General features: G+C 62.8%; 13 protein-coding genes and 1 pseudogene. 7 read left to right on the forward strand and 7 right to left on the reverse strand.

Annotated features, from left to right (window positions below; translation table 11 throughout):
- Window positions 1-9: 9 nt before the first annotated feature.
- The 6 genes from RM530_RS12490 to RM530_RS12515 all read left to right on the forward strand — a co-directional run bounded on the left by RM530_RS12490 (window position 10) and on the right by RM530_RS12515 (window position 7,413).
- The gene (locus tag RM530_RS12490) at window positions 10-1,200 is read left to right on the forward strand and encodes a TolC family protein (protein WP_432276098.1); all 1,191 of its coding nucleotides are present in this window, start codon (window positions 10-12) and stop codon (window positions 1,198-1,200) included.
- A complete protein-coding gene (locus RM530_RS12495; RefSeq protein WP_168149653.1) occupies window positions 1,197-2,294 on the forward strand; it encodes an efflux RND transporter periplasmic adaptor subunit in 1,098 nt (365 codons plus the stop codon). Before RM530_RS12490 ends, RM530_RS12495 begins: the two co-directional genes overlap by 4 nt.
- Complete coding sequence (locus RM530_RS12500) at window positions 2,294-5,428, forward strand: efflux RND transporter permease subunit (RefSeq protein WP_168149652.1); 3,135 nt, start codon at window positions 2,294-2,296, stop codon at window positions 5,426-5,428. Before RM530_RS12495 ends, RM530_RS12500 begins: the two co-directional genes overlap by 1 nt.
- Window positions 5,425-5,754 carry a P-II family nitrogen regulator gene (locus RM530_RS12505; protein ID WP_168149651.1) on the forward strand — a complete coding sequence of 110 codons (330 nt, stop codon included), beginning with the start codon at window positions 5,425-5,427 and terminating at the stop codon, window positions 5,752-5,754. Before RM530_RS12500 ends, RM530_RS12505 begins: the two co-directional genes overlap by 4 nt.
- A 133-nt stretch (window positions 5,755-5,887) precedes the next feature.
- Window positions 5,888-6,508, forward strand: a complete 621-nt coding sequence (locus tag RM530_RS12510; protein ID WP_027485206.1) for a cation efflux transmembrane domain-containing protein — start codon at window positions 5,888-5,890, stop codon at window positions 6,506-6,508.
- Window positions 6,508-7,413 (forward strand): cation diffusion facilitator family transporter, encoded by a 906-nt coding sequence (locus RM530_RS12515; RefSeq protein WP_043795557.1) that lies wholly within the window; start codon window positions 6,508-6,510, stop codon window positions 7,411-7,413. Before RM530_RS12510 ends, RM530_RS12515 begins: the two co-directional genes overlap by 1 nt.
- A 211-nt stretch (window positions 7,414-7,624) precedes the next feature.
- Here the strand turns inward: RM530_RS12515 and RM530_RS12520 are convergent, their stop codons facing one another.
- Genes RM530_RS12520 through RM530_RS12535 form a run of 4 tightly spaced genes read right to left on the reverse strand, consistent with a single transcriptional unit; the run spans window position 7,625 to window position 11,485 of the window.
- Window positions 7,625-8,194 (reverse strand): phosphatase PAP2 family protein, encoded by a 570-nt coding sequence (locus RM530_RS12520; protein ID WP_027485207.1) that lies wholly within the window; start codon window positions 8,192-8,194, stop codon window positions 7,625-7,627.
- Complete coding sequence (locus RM530_RS12525) at window positions 8,191-8,814, reverse strand: cation efflux transmembrane domain-containing protein (protein ID WP_027485208.1); 624 nt, start codon at window positions 8,812-8,814, stop codon at window positions 8,191-8,193. The genes RM530_RS12520 and RM530_RS12525 overlap by 4 nt, the downstream gene beginning before the upstream one ends.
- 12 nt (window positions 8,815-8,826) lie before the next feature.
- Complete coding sequence (locus RM530_RS12530; RefSeq protein WP_051357955.1) at window positions 8,827-10,812, reverse strand: cytochrome c/FTR1 family iron permease; 1,986 nt, start codon at window positions 10,810-10,812, stop codon at window positions 8,827-8,829.
- A 43-nt stretch (window positions 10,813-10,855) separates the two neighbouring features.
- On the reverse strand, window positions 10,856-11,485 hold the full coding sequence (locus RM530_RS12535; protein WP_027485210.1) for a cation efflux transmembrane domain-containing protein: 630 nt from the start codon (window positions 11,483-11,485) through the stop codon (window positions 10,856-10,858).
- A gap of 65 nt (window positions 11,486-11,550) precedes the next feature.
- Between RM530_RS12535 and RM530_RS12540 the strand changes: the two genes are divergently transcribed.
- Window positions 11,551-11,937 carry a MerR family transcriptional regulator gene (locus RM530_RS12540; protein WP_027485211.1) on the forward strand — a complete coding sequence of 129 codons (387 nt, stop codon included), beginning with the start codon at window positions 11,551-11,553 and terminating at the stop codon, window positions 11,935-11,937.
- Between the two features lie 18 nt (window positions 11,938-11,955).
- On the opposite strand, the gene tnpC is transcribed toward RM530_RS12540, so the two are convergent.
- The 3 genes and pseudogenes from tnpC to pncA all read right to left on the reverse strand — a co-directional run bounded on the left by tnpC (window position 11,956) and on the right by pncA (window position 16,813).
- A complete protein-coding gene (gene tnpC, locus RM530_RS12545; RefSeq protein WP_068205447.1) occupies window positions 11,956-12,324 on the reverse strand; it encodes a Tn3 family transposase post-transcriptional regulator TnpC in 369 nt (122 codons plus the stop codon).
- Window positions 12,305-15,326: pseudogene (locus RM530_RS12550) on the reverse strand (Tn3 family transposase). Before RM530_RS12550 ends, tnpC begins: the two are co-directional and overlap by 20 nt.
- Before the next feature lie 863 nt (window positions 15,327-16,189).
- Window positions 16,190-16,813 (reverse strand): bifunctional nicotinamidase/pyrazinamidase, encoded by a 624-nt coding sequence (gene pncA / locus RM530_RS12555; RefSeq protein ID WP_311365554.1) that lies wholly within the window; start codon window positions 16,811-16,813, stop codon window positions 16,190-16,192.
- Window positions 16,814-16,937 lie beyond the last annotated feature (124 nt).

Consider the following 16,937-nt stretch of genomic DNA (forward strand, 5'->3'; position numbering starts at 1 on the left):
ACGTCGCCCTTGCAGGATGCGGTGCGCCGTATCTGGCAAGCCAGTCCCGAGGTGCAGGCCGCGCGCGCGGATCTGGATGCTGCCCAGGCCCGTGCGCGTGCCGCTGCGCAGCCGCTGTACAACCCCTCGCTGTCGCTTGATGCGGAGAATGCCGACGCCAATCGGCGCACGGCCGGCATCAGCCTGCCGCTGGATCTGTCCGGCAAACGCCGCGCTCGCGCCAGCCAGGGCGAGGCCGACCTGCTGGCGGCCGAAGCTGGCTACAACCTGCTGCGTCGCGATGTGGCCACCCGCTGGCTGAAAGCCTGGTCGACGGCCGCACTCGCAGCCCGACAGAGCGAACTGGGGCAACGCCGCCTGGCGCTGATGAAGCGCTTCGATGACTTGGCCGCACAGCGGTTGAAGGTGGGCGACATCAGCAGCCCCGAGCGCGATTTGGCCGGCCTGGCCTTGGGCGAGTCGCAGGTGCAACAAGCCACGCTCGCGAGCAACGAAGCGGCGGCCCGTGCCGAGTTGCTGGCCATCAGTGGCGATCAGCTGACCGCGCTGCCACCGTTGCCAGCCGGCATGCCACCAGTGGTGGGCAGCGTCACGCCGTTGCCTGTCGATGAGCTGCCCGAACTGCGACAGTCCCGTGCCCAGCAAGCCAGCGCCGAGGCAGGCGTGCAAGTCGCCCGTCGCGCCCGCATCCCCGATCCCACGCTGAGCCTGACCGGTGGACAGGTGCGCAGCGGACCGCGCACCGATCAGGTGATTGGCCTGAGCGTATCCATTCCCTTGCCGGTGCTCAACACCGGTCGTGCGGAAGTGGAGGCCGCCCGTGCGGAAGCCGATGCGGCCGCCGCCGGCGTGCGCTCGCGCCAGTTTGTCCTGCGTGCGGGGTTGCAGGAAGTGCAAGCGCGCTATGCCGCCTTGCGCAACGCCGCCGAGGCGTTCCGCGGCGGTCGCGCCGCCGCGTTCGAGGATCGCACGGCATTGCTGGAGAAGCTCTGGCGCGCTGGCGAAATCAGCACCTCCGATTACCTCGTACAGCTCAAGCAGAGCCTGGACACTGCGTTGTCCGGCCAGGAACTGGAAAGCCAGACCTGGCAGACCTGGTTCGACTACCTCACCGCTGCGGGCCGTCTCACTGACTGGCTCGATGGCCGCACTCAGGGCGGCCCTACTCAGGACAGCCTTAATCAGGATATCCCCCGATGAATCTCTCTCTTCTGAAACGCAGCCTGCTGGGCGTGGTGCTGCTGGCGGCACTGGCCGGCCCCGTCATGGCGCAGGAACCGGCACCCGCTAATCCGCTCGCGCTGGATGCCAAGGCGATCAAGGACGCTGGCATTGTCCTCGACAAGGCCGCCCCGCGTGCCTTGACCGATGAACTGAAAGCCCCCGGCGAAGTGAAAGCCGATGCGTATTCCACCGTACTGGTGTCGCCGCGCGTGGAATCGCAGGTGCTGGCTCGCAAGGCCAAGCTTGGCGACGTGGTGAATGCCGGCGCGCCGCTGGTGGTGCTTTCCAGCGTGCAGGTGGCCGAGACACAGGGTGCGTTGATCGTGGCCGAACAGGACTGGCAACGGATCGCCTCGCTCGGGCCACAGGCGGTTTCGGCACGGCGCTACAACGAAGCGAAAGTGCAGCGCGATCAGGCGCGCGCTAAGCTGCGCGCCTACGGGCTGTCCGACGACCAGATCGGCGGCTTGCTGCGCAAGGGGTCGGCCGGTGCGGATGGCAGCTTCGAGTTGCTCGCGCCGGCCGCCGGTCGCGTCACCACCGACGAGTTTCTGGTCGGTGAGCGGGTGGAGCCCGGCCGCACCTTGTTCACCTTGGTCAAGGAAGATTCGGTCTGGGTCGTGGCGCAAATGACACCGGCCGACGCCGAACGGGTCAAGCCCGATGCCCAGGCCCGCATCCTCGTGCACGACACCGCGATCCCCGGCAAGGTCGTGCAGCGCTCGCATCAGACCGATGAGCGCACGCGCACGGTGCCGGTGCGCATCGAGGTCGACAATCGCAAGGATCTGTTGCATCCGGGTGAATTGGTCGAGGCGCGCATCGCCGCCGGCAGCGTGGTGCAAAAGCTGGCGGTGCCCGCCGAAGCGATCGTGCTGCTGCAGAACCAGCCGACCGTGTTTATCGCCAAGGGCAAGGGCGAGTTCGAGCCGGCCCCCGTGATGGTCGGCGACACGCGTGATGGCTGGACCGTAGTCACCCTGGGCCTCAAGGCCGGCGACACCTATGTGCGGAGGGGAGCCTTCGCCCTGAAGGCACGCTTGTTGCGCTCGCAGCTGGGAGAAGAATGATGCTGGAACGTCTGGTTGAATTCTCCCTGCGTTACAAGGTGCTGGTGCTGATCCTTTTCGTGGTGATCGGCTTTCTCGGCTTCCAGGCGGTGCGTCAGCTGCCCATCGACGCGTTTCCCGACGTCACGCCGGTGCAGGTCAACGTCTACACCGAAGCCTCGGGGCTGGCGGCGGAGGATGTCGAGCAACTGCTCACCACCCCGGTGGAGTCGGCACTCGCCGGTTTGCCCAAGGTGGAACAGATTCGCTCGGTGAGCCTGTTCGGTTTGTCGTATGTGTCGGTCTATTTCGACGACAGCATGGACATCTACTTCGCCCGTCAGCTGGTCAATGAACGGTTGCAACAGGTCGGCGATCGCCTGCCGGCGGGTTATGGCAAGCCCGAAATGGGACCGAACACCTCCGGTCTCGGCCAGGTGTTCTGGTACACCGTCGAACGCGCCGACGACCAGCTCAAGGGTGCCACCGCCGGTACGGCGCCGAACGACATGGACCTGCGCACGCTGCAGGACTGGACCATCCGTCTGATCCTGCGCACCGCTCCCGGCGTCGATGACGTCACCTCCTGGGGTGGGCAGGAGAAGCAGTTCCAGGTGCGCATCGATCCGATGAAGCTGATCGCGCACAAGCTCGGGTTCAAGCAGGTGATCGAGGCGCTGCAGGCGAACAACGCGCAGGTCGGCGGCAACTTCGTCGACGTCGGGCGCGAACAGTATCTGGTGCGTGGACTGGGGCTGATCCAGAACGCGAAGGATCTGGGCAACATCGTGCTCAAGACCGAAGACGGCACGCCGGTCTACGTGCGTGACGTCGCCACGATCACCGAAGCAGGTGCGCCCCGCACCGGTGCCGTGACCCGCGATGGCAAGGAAGTGGTGATGGGCCAAGCGCTGGCGCGCATTGGCGAGAACGCCAAGAGCGTGGTCGATGCGGTCAAGGCCAAGCTCGACACGGTCAAGCAGGCGCTGCCACCCGGCGTCGTGGTCAAGCCGGTGTACGAGCGTACCGAGCTGGTCAACGCCGCCGTGGAGACCGCGGTGCGGGCGTTGATCGAGGGCTCGATCCTGGTGGCACTGGTACTGTTCCTGTTCCTGGGCGAGTTTCGCAGCGCGCTGGTGGTGGTGGTGGCGTTGCCGTTGGCGATGCTGATTGCCTTCATCTGCATGAATCAGGTGGGGCTGTCGGCCAATCTGATGTCGCTGGCGGGCCTGGCGATCGGTATCGGCATGATGGTGGATGGCGCCGTGGTGATGGTGGAAAACGCCTACCGCATCATGGCCGAGCGCAAGGCGCATGGCGGCCCGGTCGATCGCACGTCCGCGGTGCTGGCCGCGGCGCGCGAGGTGGCCAATCCAATGGCGTTCGCGATCCTGATCATCATCGTGGTGTTCCTGCCGCTGTTCAGCCTGCAAGGGCTGGAAGGCAAGATGTTCAAGCCGATGGCGTTCAATATCAGCTTCGCGATGGCCGGCTCGCTGATTCTCGCCTTGACGTTGATACCGGTGCTCGCCGCGCTGGTGTTGAAGCCGAAGGAAGAGAAGGACACCTGGCTGGTGGCATTCCTGAAACGCCACTACGCCACGGTGCTCGCCTGGGCGCTGGCGCGCCGCAAGCTAGTGCTGGGCATCGCCGCCGGAGCCTTGGTCGGCAGCCTCGCGCTGTTCCCGTTCCTCGGCAAGGAGTTCATGCCTAACCTGAAGGAAGGCGCCATCATGTGGCGCATTACCTCGATTCCCTCGGCGTCGCTGGATGAGTCGATCAATATCTCCAAACAGGTGTCGGCGCTGATCAAGCAGAAATTCCCGGAGGTGGACACCACTCTGGCGATGATCGGGCGCGCTGAAAAGGGCGAGACCGCCGACGTGAACTACATGGAGGTATACACGCCGCTGAAGCCGAAGGATCAATGGCGCAAAGGCGAAACGCTGGACAGCATCGAGGAGGCGATGCAGAAGGAATTGTCGGCGGCCTTGCCCACTGCCGTGGTGAGCTATACCCAACCCATCCAGATGCGCATCGAGGAATTGATCTCCGGCGTGCGTGCCACCCTGGCCCTGAAGATCTACGGCGAGGACCTGGGCGAGCTGGACCGGCTCAGCAGCCGCATTAAGGACGCGCTGGCCGGGGTGCCTGGTGTAGCAGACCTGGCGTTGGAGGCAAACATCGGCAAGCCACAAATTCGCATCAAGGTGGATCGCGACGCGCTGGCCCGCTACGGCCTCAACGCCGACGACGTGCTGACCGTGGTGAAGAACGGCATCGGCGGCGAGCCCGTGACCACGCAGCTCGATGGCGTGAAACGCTTCGACATCACAGTCCGGCTGGACGATGCCGACAAGGCATCCTTGCCGGCGATCCAGCGCATCCCGATCCGCACCGCCAGTGGCGCACTGGTACAGCTGTCGCAGGTGGCCGAGGTCAGTGACGCCGAGGGTTACTCGTTCATCCGTCGTGAGCAGTTGCAACGCTACGCCGTGATCCAGATGGACGTGCGTGGTCGCGACATCGACGGCTTCGTCAAGGAGGCGAATGCCGCGATCTTCAAAAAGGTGCATCTGCCCACCGGCTACTACAGCGAATGGGGTGGCGCATTCGAGAACCAGCAGCGGGCCTTGAAACGGTTGTCGCTAATCGTGCCGGCGACAATCTTCTTCATCTTCGTGCTGCTCTACACCGCGTTCAACTCGGTGAAGTACGCCGCGCTGATCCTGGCCAACGTACCGTTCGCCACCATCGGCGGCATCGTCGGACTGGCCATCACCGGGCAATACCTGTCGGTGCCCTCGGCGATCGGCTTTATCGCGGTGTTCGGCGTGGCGATGTTGAACGGCATCGTGCTGGTGAGCTTCCTGAACGAGCAACGCGAGAAAGGGCTTTCGGTTCGGGAGGCGGTGGTTCGCGGCACGGCGTTGCGCATGCGACCGGTGATGATGACCGCCAGCGTCGCGATCCTGGGCCTGGTTCCGATGCTGCTCTCCAGCGGTGTGGGTGCGGAGACCCAGCGACCGCTCGCCACCGTGGTAGTGGGCGGCCTGATTACCTCGACCCTGCTGACGCTGGTACTGCTGCCGGTGCTCTATGACTGGATCGAAGAACGCGCCGCGCGGCGCCTGGCCAAGGAGACCACCCCATGAAAGAAGTAAAGGCATTCATCCACCGCGGCCGCGTCGTCGACGTCATTCACGCCCTGGAGGACGCTGGGTTCGGCTACCTGTCCGTCAGTGACGTCAAGGGCTTGTTGACGGCGCTCAGTGCGCAAGAACAGGTCTATTCGATGGAACTGGGCGAACGCGTAACCCGACAGATCAAGCTGGAGGTGTTCTGCGAAGACGACCAGGTGGATCGAGCCGTACAACTGATTCGCCTGCACGGACGCACCGGCCAGAGTGTTGCGGGCTGGGTCTACCAGAGCACGGTGGATCGGGCGTGGCCGATCGACGGGCGTGTGGATAACGACTAATCGGGGCAGCGGGAGTACTCACGTCGCTGCATCGGTGTCATTTCATAACACGGCGGCGGCCGCGTAGAGTGGTCGCCGCCATGAGGGATTCCAATACCTGAAGCATGCATCCAATCCATCGGGTTACCGGCTCATGTCTGATACGTGTTGTGCCACCACCATCGATATTGCCGCGTTGCAGGCGCGGCAGCGTCGGGTGTTGATGATCGTTCTGGCGATCAACCTCGCTACTTTCACGATGATGCTGGCCGCGGCGATCTACAGCGGTTCGTCGTCGCTGCTGTCCGGCGGGTTGGACAATCTTGGGGATGCGCTCACCTACCTCTTGAGCCTTGCGGTTGTTGGTGCCAGTGACCGCGCGAAGGCCCGGGTGGCGCTGTTCAAGGGCGCACTGATTCTTGGTGCGGCGCTTGCAGTCGCCATCCAGATTGGCTGGCGTCTCCTGCATCCTGGCGTGCCGATCTTCGAGGCGATCGGTATCGCCGCCTTGCTGAACCTGGTCGCCAATGCCGCATGCCTGCGCCTGCTGCTGCCTTACCGCAAAGGCGACGTCAACATGGCCTCGGCCTGGGAATGCTCGCGCAATGACGTGTTCGAAGGTGTCGCCGTGCTGGCAGCGGCCGCCGGCGTCGGCTTCTTCGGCGCCGGCTGGCCCGATCTGCTGGTTGCGTCGGCGTTGTTGTTGATGTTTCTGCGCTCGGCATGGCGGGTGTTCCGCATGGCGTGGCGAAGCTACGTGAGTGGAGACAACTGATGAATGCCGGGCACGATCATGTGGGTACGGAGATCAGGCACGAGACGCCGCTGTGGTGGGCACTCGGCCTGACCAGTATGTTTCTTGTCGCCGAGATCATCGGCGGTCTGCTTACCAACAGCTTGGCCTTGTTGTCGGACGCGGCACACATGGCGACCGATGTGATCGCGCTGACGATCTCGCTGACCGCCGTGCGCCTGGCACGACGTCCCCCCGATGCGAAACGCACCTATGGTTACGCGCGCATGGAAGCCATCGGCGCACTCGTCAATGGTGGCTTGCTGTTCCTCGTCGCCGGCTACATCTTGTGGGAGGCGGTGCGGCGTTTCAGCGAACCGCCGTCGGTGGCCTCCACCGGCATGCTGGTGATCGCGGTGCTCGGGCTGGTGATCAACCTCATCTCGATGCGATTGCTCAAGGCCGGCAGCGGTGAAAACCTCAACGTGAAAGGCGCCTATCTGGAAGTTTGGGCCGACATGATCGGTTCGGTCGGCGTAATCATCGGCGCGTTGATCATCAAGTTCACCGGCTTTTACATTGCCGATCCAATCATCGCCGTGTTGATTGGTCTGTGGGTGCTGCCGCGGACATGGACATTGCTGCGAGAGGCCGGGAATGTCCTGATGGAGGGGACGCCTCGTGGCGTCGATACTGAACGGGTCCGCGCCGAAATGCTGGCCACTCCGGGCGTGGCTGCGCTGCACGATGTGCACGTATGGGCGCTCAGCAGCACGCGTTCGGCGATGGCGGCGCATGTGATCATGGATGGCGACGCATCAGACGCAGAAGCGCTGCGGCTCCGGCTGGCGCAGATGCTGGAGGCGCGCTTTGACATCCATCACGTGACGCTGCAGGTCGAAACAACGTCGTGCGGGCTGGGGTGCGAGGAGCCGCAAAAGGTTTGACCTCACACAGTCGCTTTGCCAAACCGCGAGCCCGGTGCCGCTTCCACGCGATGACTCCCCGTCGGCGTGGCGTGGCTGCGGCGGGAACCGTCGTCCTGTCTCAAGCCTGCGCACGTCATTGTGCGTGCGATGCCGATGAACCTGGGCGATCGCGTGCGCCGCTGGCGACGCTGGCCACGGTGGAAGGCCGACAGTATGCGCGGCTACGTGGTCACCGCCGTTGGACGGCGTGGGGCTGGCTCGCAACCCCAGCCCAGCCACTCAGCATGGCCAGCCCACCTATCGCGAGGGCTCCCAGCATATCGCCGGGATAATGCACGCCCAGGTAGATGCGTGCCCATGCCATGAGCAGACCAAGCAGTGCGATCCCGATGCCCCAAACTCGGCTGCGTTGATTCAGCAACAGTATGCCGGCGACGACCCACTGCACGGTCAGGTGGTCGCTGGGAAAGCTGCCGGTCGCCGCATGGGAGACCCATGCTTGGCCGACACCGGCCACGAAGGGGCGCGCTCGATCCCAGACAGCGCCGATGACCAGATTCAGGAGTAGTGCCACGGCAGCGACACCCACCGCTTTCAGGGCGATCGAGCGCATCGACCACCGAGGAAACATCAGCATCGTCCCAAGGAGAGCAGCGGTCAGGATCAACGGCCCATCGGCCAGACCGCGCGCCAGATGCAGCATCGCGGGCGACGGCGGTGTAGACGGATGGATGGCGTGGAACAGTCGAAGGTCAACGGCATACACCACCGGGCCAAGCCCCAATGCCGGAGCGGTCATGGTTTGACGATCGATTCGCTGGCGGCAACCCGCGCTTCCTTCGCTTCGCGCAGAATGCCCAGCGCCTCCTTCAGTACATAGCAGGCGATGGCCGTACCGATCACCAGATCAGGCACCGCGCTGTGCCATAGAAGCACCAGCACACCGGAGACGATGACCGCCAAGTTCGCGAGGACATCGACCCGGGTAAATAGCCAAGTCGCTCGCAAATGCACCTCACCATGACGAAAGCGTTCCAGCAAGCGCAGCACCGTGGTGTTGACGACGAGAGCCACCAAGGCGATGCCCGTCATCCATAAGCCCTCGGGGTGGCTTCCCATCACAAGGCGCCACACGACACCGAGCAAGACGCCTAGCCCCAGCACCAAAAGCAGTGTTCCGCTCAGTTGTGCCGCCGAGGCCTTGAAGCTCGCGCTGCGCGCCCACGCCAGCAGGGCGATGCCGTAGGCACTCGCATCGGCCAGCATATCCAGCGAGTCGGCGATCAATCCCATCGACTGGGCGATCAGCCCCGCGACGATGCCGACCACGAACATCGTGGCATTGAGCCCCAAGGCGACGCGCAGAATTCGGCGTTCCGCTTCATTGGTCGCTTGCACGTGGCAGCCGCAGTCGCTCATGTCTTGTCGCCTTCAGTCTGCATCGGGGAGCACTTCCCGAGTCGTTGGAGGTGACGGGAGTCGTTGACGGCCACGACGGATATTGAACACGAATCCGACAGCCAGCAGCACCAAAATCGCCAACTGGGCCAACAAGGATTGCCAGGTCGGATAGATGCCCAGCAATTCGATATGCGGCACTGGCGCCACGCTCACCGCGACCCAGCCGGCCTCCTGCAGGGCGGCGATACCTTTGCCAGTCAGCACGATGGCGAGCACGGCGATCAGCGCCGAACTGGCGGAGAAGAATGTGCCGATCGGCAGCCGCCGGCTGGTGCGCAGCAGCACCCAGGCGATTAGCCCCAGCACCGCGGCACCGGCGGCGATGCCGCTGAGCAGCCACACTTCCTGGCCGTCGTTCCACAACGCAGCGTAGAACAGGATGCTCTCGAACACCTCGCGGTACACCGAGATGAAGGCCAGTCCGAACAGGAACCACGCCGAACGTCGGTTGAGCGCGGCCGCCATCTTTTCCTTTAGATACGCCTGCCAGCGACCACCGATGCTCTTCTGGTGCATCCACAGACCGACCCCGAGCAACACGAACGCCGCAAACAGCGACGACAGTCCCTCGGTCAATTCACGACCGGCACCGCTGATGGAGATCGCATAGCTGGCGATCGCCCAGGTGATGCCACCGGCCACGAGCGCAAGGATCCAGCCCGCATGCACGTAGCGCAGCGCTTCGGGTCGCGCGGCCTTGCGTAGAAAAGCGAGCAGTGCGACCACGACCAGCAGGGCTTCCAGACCCTCGCGAACCAGGATGGTGAAGGCACCCAAGAAGATGGCGGCCGCATCGCTCGCCGCATCGGCGGTGACTTCCTGTGCGCGTACCAACAGACCATCAATGGCATCGGCCTGTTTCACCACCGACTCCACGGGAGTGTTACCCGACAATGCGCTGCGATAGGCACCCATCGACGTTTCGAGCTGGGCGCGCAGCGCGCTGTCACGTGCATTGAGTTGCGGTTCGACCGGTTCCACGCCATCGAGGTAGGCGGATAGCGCCAGCTGGGTGGCTTGCGTCTTCGCACCAGCACGGTAAGCCGTCAGGCTCGCCGCCAGTCGCGCCCGTGCCAGGGGGATGCCGGCCAAGGCCTGCTGCTGGATGACGTCAGGGTGAGCTCGCAAGTAACCCACGATCGTCCGAGCACGCTCTGCACCAAGAGTAGGTGTCAGCTGCGCAACACGCGCACGCGACAGCTCCTTCAGATCCGCGATCTGCGCTCGCGCGGCAGTGTCGTGTTGCCAGGTATCGGCACCGGCGACCGCTTCCTTGGCGTAAGCCAGCGAACCCACGTAGTACGCCAGCGCCCAGCGGTCATCGGAAGAGAGTTGCTGCGCGTAGCTCGCCATCGGCGTGCCTGCCACGCCCTGGCTGATCACCTCATACAACGACAGCGCGCTGCGTTGATCGGCCCGCGTCTGATCGGTGAAGTTCACCGGTCGGGGCGATAGCAGCAGGCCAGCGGGCCCGTCACCGTGTCCGGTGGCGCCATGACAAGCGGCGCACTGGTTTTGATAGAGCGTTGCCCCGCGCGCCAGATCGGGAGCGCGTTCCGGTGCGGTCGGCACCGGGTACGCCTGCAGCAACGCATCGGCCAGTGCATGCGCCTGCGTCGCCACCTGCGCGGGTGTCGCCTTGGCCTCGACCGAGGCCACCAACGTATCGGCTTGTTGCAATAGTGCCGGTGTGGCGACGGTCGGTGGCAACGCGGCGATACGCGATCGCGCTGTCGCCGTGAACTCCCGCATCTCGGCGTACTCGGACGTGCTGATCACAGCGCCATCCTTCACCGCGCCCGCGTAATCGGTCGCCAGGTAGTCGAGCATCTGCCAGGTCTGCGGGACGGCGGAAGGGATGTCCTCGGCCTGTGCCGGCAGCGCGCCTATGCCCCACACCAGAAGGGCGGCCACGGCGACGTGGTGCAAGATATTGCGAATGCGTGTCGTTATCATTGTTGAAGTATAGCCAGAGAGGGATTCGGTGGCAGCATGGCGTTCACTGGACGTGCGAGGGGTGCAAACGAAACTGCGGCCACGCGGATCTCAGGACCTCGACACCGGTTCGCGCGAAAAGCAACGCCAGCAAGGCGCCAAAAGCCAGATCGAGCCATGTCCAGCCGCTCCAGGCCATGAGTGCCGTGGTCAGCAAAACGCCGGCATTGCCGATGACGTCATTGCGCGAGCACAGCCAGACCGAGCGCATGTTGATGTCGTGCGAACGAAATCGGGTCAGCAACGCGAGGCAGGTGAGATTGGCGATGAGCGCGACACCGGCGGCGATCGCCATCACACCTGTCAAGGGCTCGGCACCCGTCACCAGCTTGCGGCCGACTTCGGCGATCACGATCCCCGCGAACAGCAGCTGGATGCCGCCTTTCACCAGAGCGGACCCCGCCCGCCACCGCAGGGCCTGTCCCACGGCCCAGAGACTGAGCGCATACACCAACGCATCGCCGAGACTGTCCAGGGAGTCTCCCTGCAGCGCGGTCGAATCAGCCCAAAGCCCCGCGCCGAATTCGCCCACGAAGATCGCCACGTTGATGAATAAGACCGTCCATAACACGCGACGCTGGGCCGCAGAGCGAGCCAACGCTTGACCGGTTGATTCACAGTCGCAACATGCCATCACTTGAACTCTTATGCGGTGTGCGGCGTAGACTAAAGTCCGTAGCTACTACGGAGTCAACCACCGTGCGCATTAGCGATCTGGCGAAAGCCACCGGCTGTCATCTGGAAACCGTACGCTACTACGAGCGCATCGGGTTGCTGCCGCCGCCGGAGCGGTCGACTGCGGGATACCGCAACTATCGCGATAGCGACGTCGAGCGTTTGCAGTTCATTGTGCGCAGCCGCGCGCTGGGTTTTAGCCTCGAAGAAATCCGTAGCCTACTCACGCTTGCCTCACGCACGGAACTGTCGTGCAAGCAGGTCGATGGCGTGGCACGAACGCATCTGGCACAGGTGGAAGCCAAGCAGCGCGAATTGGCGGCGCTGGCCGCCGAGCTGCGGGGCATGATCGAAACGTGCCATCACGACACGCGAGCAACCTGCACCATCTTGCAATCGCTGGCAGGGTAGATGGTCTGCATTCCTCCATTAGCCATCGTCAGGGGTCAGCGTCAGAAGTGGCCGTATCCGTTGTCGGATGGTCAGGAGCAAGGCGCTCATGCTCTCCAGCTCGGCCTCAATGTCTGCCGCCAACTCGGTGATGGTTTCATCGACGCTCGTCGCGGATAAGGCTCCCCCGTTGATCAGGGTGTGCGCCATCCCATGCAACCGGAGAAGATCGGCGCGTAATTCGTCCGGATCGACCAGGACCGCGCGAACGGTGTCGAGATCATCGACCGCACGCAACAGGTGAGTCGTATCAAAGGTCGCGCGCAATTTTTGAAGTCCTATGACGTCGACACCCCCGCGGGGCGACGCGGCGTCGATCCGCCCCGTGCTATTCGATCGCTGGGTCATTCGCTTGCTCCGTTGCTAGGGTCGTCGCCCGCGCGGCTTTGGCGGCATCCTTGAACAGGCGGTCACGAATCCACGGTTCGGGCGGTCGCTTCAAGTCAAGGCGATAGTCACCAAACCGTTTGACGCCGCCGGTCAGATAGGGTGAGAAAAAGGCCACGTCGTGTCCCGACACCGCGAGACCTTCATCAGCAAGCTTTTGAAGGGCGCGCATCATGTCCACGGTGTTCTGCAAGATCACGGCCGAGGCGATCAGATCGTTATACCGAAGACGCTTCTGTTGCTCGTCTGGATCGTTCTCGGCGATCACGTCGCCGCCGAACGAAAAGAACTTCGCGAAGCCGTTGTACGACTCGATCTTATTGGTCTCGGCCGTGACCTCTTGGCGCAAGGGCAAACTACCGATCCAGTTCAACAAAAAAGACGGTGCGGTGGGCGCGCCCGAGCTCCTGCGCCGCCAGAAAAAGGCGGTTGCGTTGGCTGCTCGCACCGAGCCGGCGCAGAAGCATCGGGGAGGCGATCCTGCCCGCCTGGATCGAGATAGCAATCTGCAGGAGATCCTTCCAGTGGGTCTCGATCAACGTCCAGTCGATTGCGCCATGAAAGAGCGAGTCGATGTGCTTGTAGTGGGTCTGCTTGTCGGCACGGAAGAAATCGAGATCCTTCCAGTTGCGTATCCGCGGCAACAGATTGATACCGAGCAGGTACGTGAACGCAAACACGGTGGCCGACTGGCCCTGCGTGTCCGAGTACACGGTGTCGGGTTCGACCGACAGCTTGGCTTGCATCAGGCCTTCGATGACGTAGACGGCCTCCCAGATACCCGGCGGGATAAAGTGCCGAAAGGTCGCGATGTAGTTATTCGCGACATGACGATAGGCCACCGCACCCATCTTGCGGTACCGAAAGTGATAGCCCGCCAACAAGTTCTGATCGTAGAAGTCATATTGCGTGCCATCGGCCGCGACGCTCTTGCCGTCACCCCAGAGCCGCGGAAGATCGAGGCGCAGATAGAGCTCAGCCAGTTCGCGAGTGGCGGCTTCGAGCTTTTCGACGGTGACGTGCCGGCGGTTGACCCGCGAAATCATATGCGGGCTGACCTCGCCGACGAAATGGCGCGCGGCTTGGTTGGGCCCCAGGTTGCACCCCATAGCGAAGACCGTTTGCAGATAACGCTCGGTGGCCTGTTTGATCTTCGGCTCGTGCCCCGATATCGGGCCAAAATGCCGCGTGAAGTGCGTCCAGTGCTCGATGTTGGCCAGAATATCCAGGAGGTTCCGCGTGGGGAGTTCACGGCCGAGTGCACTCTGCAGGGCAATCACCGACGCCGGGATATCCCGCGCCTGGACGCGACGCAGCACCGGCTCGCCATCGGCACCGATCGCCACATCTCCCTTGAGTTCGGGAAACGCGGCGTCGATGCGTGCCGCCGTGTCGGTCAACCGTTGTTTCAGCTCGCTGACGCATGCCGCCGCTGAGGGTGGAATATCGACCTTGGCGCAAAAATCGGCGAGGCGCGCTTCGCACTCCGCCCATGGCAGCAAGTGCTCTCGGACGTCGGCGAAGGCCTCCGATCCCACCACACAGGTATCACCGGATTTGAGCTCGCTGGCCAGGTGCGAGAAAACACACATTTCGAGGTAGCGACGATTGACGGACGGGCCATCGTCAGAGCGCATGATGAGCTTGCGCCACCGTTCCGAGCAAAATTGCAGATTCACCGCGTCGGAAACCCATTCGGCTTTGCGACCTTCGTTGGCCAGCACGATGGCCAACGCTTCCATGAGCGATTGGTTCTGCGTCGACGAGACGAAATCAAGCGTGCGCGCAAGCCGCATCAACACTGCACGATGACTGCTGAAGAAACGCCAGAGCAATGGCAGGTGATTGCTACCGCCCGATAGACGAATCGCCGCACAGTCTTCGCGTAACCCCTCCAAATTGCCGTCCGGCGTCAGCAGTGCGCGGATGCGACGTCCGGCAGCAGGGTCTTCCTTTTCCTCCGCGAGGATCGCCAGGACATCGTCCAGTTTCGCGACGAGCTGTTCGGCCATCGCACGTTGGTGCATCTGAATCGCGGTGAGTTCTTCCTTGGCGCGTTTGTGCAGCGTACTCACGCGGCGAATGAACATTTCCGCGAGATCGTCGCGTGCGCGAACCCGCATGCGGTGAATCAGTGCGAGCATCAGGGCGTATCGCCGGCTAGGTACTGTGCGTTTGAGGTCATCCGCATCGAGCAAAGCGGCTTGGTGGGCGAGGTGCCGGATCTTGTTCACGGGGGCATCGCGGAGTGAATCATCCACGTCGCCCAGTGTCTTCAGCCACGCCAACTGATCGAGAACGGCTTCGAGGTGCTTTTTGGTCGCCCGCTTGGGGATGGCCTTGATCGCCTGGAAAGCCGACTGCCGCTGGGCGAAGTCGGTGGCCAACAGACTGTCCAAAAAATCCCGACGTTCGGTCGTCAGACCCGCGCTGACGCTGTCATACAGGCGCTCTTGCGCAGTCACGGCCGCGGCTTCGGCGATCCTGTCCAGCGTGGAGAACGCCGGCAGCTCGTACCGGCGATAGATCAGCTCTTCGATCGTTGCATTGATGACGTCAACACGCTGGTCCATGACTTCGGACGCTTCATACGCTGCACGCACGGCAATGCGTTGTGCTTCCTTGCCGTAGTAGCGTTGGATGTCGAGATAGGTACGGACGGCCGCGAAATGCCGATAGAGGGTCTTGGAGCCCCGATAGTCAGCCGCCGTGGCTGGCTTCAGGTTCAACACCGTCCGAATGTGGCCGATGATCTCAGCCGGCACGCTCTCCAAGGCAGGAAAGTAATGCAACTGCTGAAACGTCTTGAGCAGCACGATCAAGCCCAAGCGGCCCGCATCGCTACGAGCAAAGCCCGAAGCCCATTCCACTTCGTCCGCATCGGGGGTGTAATACCGGAGCAGGTCGCGTGTCGTGATCACACGAGGAAACCGCGGGTACGCGGTGCGCTCAAGATTCGCCATGGCCACCATCCGAGAGAGAGGGCGGCTTTGAGCTTAACGAACGATGGTGACCAAGACCAACCGCGAACACGATTTTGTTGCAGTGTCACACAGTTGCAGCACGCTATGACCCAATTTTACCCGTATCCGGGCACGACCCCAACCTCTCACAAGCCCTCTTCATCAACGCCATCAGCTTCGATCACCTCATTTCACTCAAGGGGCTTTGAGAACTTAACAGCCCTGGTGAAAATCCTGCGGCGGAACTGGGCGCGCATCGGCGCAGACCGCTTAATGTCCGCGCCCGACATAGGTGCGGACATTAGCTCGATACCGCAGCCGTTGGGCCGGAGCGGACAACCGAGAAACGGCTAATGGAGCGCTTGGTTGAGGAGAAGAATAGACGGGCGGCGGATGCCAGTTTGGCAAAACGGACGGTCAGTCGTCTCGAACGTGAACTGGACGGGGCACGACTCAAAGTTGATCAGCAAGCCAACGCTTTGGCGACTCAAGAAGCAATAAAGCTGGAAGTCGAGCGTCTGCGCGACGCCGCTCTCGCGGAGCGGGTTGGCGGAGATGCGACTAAGAGGCGGCGAAGCCGTCGATAGTCATGATGGAGCTCTCGAGCCGAGAAGCTCCAGATCAGGTCGTTCTTCCGGGCGCATGCCGCCGACCAGATTTGTTGCTCCACCAAAGCAAAAAATCATGTCGGTGCGAGCGTCGAATCATGTCGCTGCGAGCTGCAAATCGTGTCAACAGGCAAACTTTCCATTTCGCTGCGCCTCAAACTCCCGATACGAACATAAAACTTAACATAATATCTATTATGCGTAATAATTCAGGGACCCCGTGGCTTGGCGCCAGCTTAAGTGCGTGAGCTTGAATCAAAGCGTTTCGCTGTGAGCGAACTTCACTCCGGCCTCCCGCATGTGGCGGATTGCGGTGGCCAGTGAGCCTTCCAGGTCGATGGCGCGACATGCGTCTTCGATTAGCGTGACCTCATAACCCAGGCGCGCTGCGTCAAGGGCGGAATCGCCGACGCAGTAGTCGGTGGCCAGCCCGGCCAGGACGATCGAATCGACGCCGCGCTCGTGCAGGTACCCATGCAGGCCGGTGGACGTCCGGCGATCGTTCTCGAAGAACGCAGAATACGAATCGATGTGCGGACGAAAGCCCTTGCGCACGATCATTTGCGCTTTATCGATATCGAGGTCTTCATGAAAGTCGGCGCCGTCCGTGTCCTGCACGCAGTGCATCGGCCACAGCAGCTGGGTGCCGTATGGCATGTCCAGGGTTGAAAATGGTTCGCAATCTCCATGATTGGCTGCGAATGACTGGTGATCGCGTGGGTGCCAGTCCTGGGTGAATACGCAGACCTCGAAGGCTGGCAGCAGTCGATTGATGACGGGCACCACGAGGTCGCCGTTGTTCACGGCCAAGGCGCCGCCGGGACAGAAATCGTTCTGTACGTCGATGACCAGGATCGCGGTCCTGTTCGTCAGATCCATGAGCAGCCCTCCGGAACAAGCGATGTACCAAGCCTCAATGGTAGCGAGCCGCATCCGCGCTTGAAAACGCAGTAATACCAACTATTTTCCGGGTGTATCTGCCGCCAGCCCGTTCGCGATGAAT

The organism is Banduia mediterranea (assembly GCF_031846245.1).
Lineage (GTDB): Bacteria > Pseudomonadota > Gammaproteobacteria > Nevskiales > Nevskiaceae > Banduia > Banduia mediterranea.

Coding starts and splice junctions, on each gene's coding strand:
- RM530_RS12495 (WP_168149653.1), top strand. CDS start 1,197: ATGAATCTCTCTCTTCTGAAACGCAGCCTGCTGGGCGTGGTGCTGCTG.
- RM530_RS12500 (WP_168149652.1), top strand. CDS start 2,294: ATGCTGGAACGTCTGGTTGAATTCTCCCTGCGTTACAAGGTGCTGGTG.
- RM530_RS12505 (WP_168149651.1), top strand. CDS start 5,425: ATGAAAGAAGTAAAGGCATTCATCCACCGCGGCCGCGTCGTCGACGTC.
- RM530_RS12510 (WP_027485206.1), top strand. CDS start 5,888: ATGTCTGATACGTGTTGTGCCACCACCATCGATATTGCCGCGTTGCAG.
- RM530_RS12515 (WP_043795557.1), top strand. CDS start 6,508: ATGAATGCCGGGCACGATCATGTGGGTACGGAGATCAGGCACGAGACG.
- RM530_RS12520 (WP_027485207.1), bottom strand. CDS start 8,194: ATGACCGCTCCGGCATTGGGGCTTGGCCCGGTGGTGTATGCCGTTGAC.
- RM530_RS12525 (WP_027485208.1), bottom strand. CDS start 8,814: ATGAGCGACTGCGGCTGCCACGTGCAAGCGACCAATGAAGCGGAACGC.
- RM530_RS12530 (WP_051357955.1), bottom strand. CDS start 10,812: ATGATAACGACACGCATTCGCAATATCTTGCACCACGTCGCCGTGGCC.
- RM530_RS12535 (WP_027485210.1), bottom strand. CDS start 11,485: ATGGCATGTTGCGACTGTGAATCAACCGGTCAAGCGTTGGCTCGCTCT.
- tnpC (WP_068205447.1), bottom strand. CDS start 12,324: ATGACCCAGCGATCGAATAGCACGGGGCGGATCGACGCCGCGTCGCCC.
- pncA (WP_311365554.1), bottom strand. CDS start 16,813: ATGGATCTGACGAACAGGACCGCGATCCTGGTCATCGACGTACAGAAC.